Origin of the sequence: Vibrio genomosp. F10 str. 9ZD137 (assembly GCF_049974785.1) — a bacterium.
Classification (GTDB): Bacteria; Pseudomonadota; Gammaproteobacteria; order Enterobacterales; family Vibrionaceae; genus Vibrio.
In genome coordinates this window covers 1-1,595 of record NZ_JBNGCJ010000639.1, presented here as the reverse complement: position 1 = coordinate 1,595, position 1,595 = coordinate 1, and the positions used below count along the sequence as shown (strand labels likewise).

Sequence of the window (1,595 nt, the reverse complement as noted above, 5' to 3'; positions counted from 1 at the left end):
AGGCCGTACACGACTGAGCGCCGCATCCACAACAGCAATGTAAGGCTCCTTCCCTGTTTGCATTTCTATCTCGATTTGATCCAGCAATACAATCCCGTTTTTTAATAGCATACCCGACAGACTCAAGAACCCAAGCAGAGCCATGAAACCAAAAGGCGTATTCAAGGCAAGCAATCCCGTTGTTACCCCTATGATCGCTAACGGTACGGTAAGCCAAACAATCAGCGGCTCTTTCACTGAGTTAAACAGGAAGACCGTGATAAGGAACATAAACAAGTAGCCCAATGGCATTGTGGTAAATAATGACTCTTGCGCATCACGAGAAGATTCATACTCCCCTCCCCACTCTAGAAAATACCCTGAAGGCATATCTATCGCTTCGATTTGTGGCATTAATCTTTTTTGTAACGTAGACGCCGTTTCCTCACCTAGGATGTCCGGATCTGCCATGATGGTAAGCACTCGTTTTCGGTCTTTGCGAACGATAATAGGGTCTTCCCAACGCAGCTCGTACCCAAGTGTGATTTGTTGTAAAGGAATGTACTCGCTGAGTACAGGGCTCCACATTTTCATGCCTTCAATATTACGAATATCAACTCGTTCATCTTCCGGTAATCGGGTCACGATGGGCATTAGCGTTGTGCCATCTCGATAGACTCCAACAGATTTACCTGAAAACGACATAGACAAGAAATCGTCAACATCCGACTTTGTGATACCGTAACGTCGAGCTTGGCTTTCGTTAAATTGAGGCTCTAGGACTTTTGTTCGCTCACGCCAATCATGACGTACATTGGTCGCATTTGGATCCGCTGAGATAATCTCTGAAACCTGCGCCGCCAGCCCTCTTAGAACAGTCGGATCTGACCCCACAATTCTCGCTTCAATTTTCGCACCGCCACCAGGACCAAGTTCTATCTGCTTAAGCTTATAATTGATTTCTGGGAAATCCGACTCTACATACTGACGGAACGCTTCCATGAGGTTGTGCAAGGCTTGATAATCATCCACCCGAGTGGTGATTTCTCCATAACCTGCATAACTTTTCTCTGGTGCATAAGTCAGCATGAAACGCTGTAAACCTTTACCCGCTGTCGTCGTGACATGTTCAACATGATCTTGCTCTGATAACCAAGACTCTAAAACCTTGAGTTTGGTATTGGTGGCGCGTATATCTGTACCTTCAGGTAACCAGATATCAGCTTGAAACATCGGAGTAGTTGATGAAGGGAAGAAGGATTGCTTCACCATGGTGAAACCATAAAGACTCACACCGAGACCAACAACCAATACGATCACAGTTAACCAAGCGCGATTCATACAAAACTCGAGGAAGTTTTTGTATGCGACAAACACAACCCCATTGTATGGATCACTGGCCTCATCGCCCTCTGGTAGTTTTTGTCCTTTGAAAAACATATCAGCAAAGAATGGCGTCAGTGAAATAGCGGTAAACCAACTGAGCATTAACGAAATCAATAACACGGTAAACAAAGTGCCACAATATTCGCCCGTGGCATCTTCAGAGAGCCCAATCGGCGCAAAGGCCGTCACCGCGATAATAGTAGCACCGAGTAGTGGCCATTTCGTCTGTG

Annotated in this window: 1 protein-coding gene; it reads right to left on the bottom strand. The window is 45.8% G+C overall.

What is annotated here, in order from left to right; all coding sequences use genetic code 11:
* The coding region (locus ACP45E_RS15435) for an efflux RND transporter permease subunit (protein WP_141707356.1) at positions 1–1,595 on the bottom strand (1,595 nt) is incomplete at both ends.